This is a genomic window from Paraburkholderia sp. SIMBA_053, assembly GCF_046534895.1.
Classification (GTDB): domain Bacteria; phylum Pseudomonadota; class Gammaproteobacteria; order Burkholderiales; family Burkholderiaceae; genus Paraburkholderia; species Paraburkholderia caledonica.
In genome coordinates, this window is sequence record NZ_JAWRXU010000806.1 from 1 (window position 1) to 267 (window position 267).

1 pseudogene is annotated in these 267 nt (G+C 53.2%); it reads right to left on the minus strand.

From position 1 onward, the window contains the following. Window positions 1-267, minus strand: a pseudogene (locus SB753_RS37800) (TonB-dependent receptor); the annotation flags it as partial.

Here is a 267-nt window from a genome sequence, read left to right on the forward strand (position 1 = left end):
CTGGTCGTGATCGAGAAACACCCAATGGCTGTTGATGAAGGCCAACTCGTCGGGATCGAAATTGAACTGCGCCGAACTGATCTGCTTGCCCTGTGCCCGGCTGTACGCGAGGTTCAGATAGGCGGAGACATTGTCGTGTCTGAAGTTCGCCGTGAATTCGACGCCGTATGTTTTGCCATATTGATAGTTGAACGGCGTGAAGATCAGGGCCGAACCGAATTGCCCTTCGTCGAGCAGATTGGTCGACTTCTTGTAGTACGCATCGAG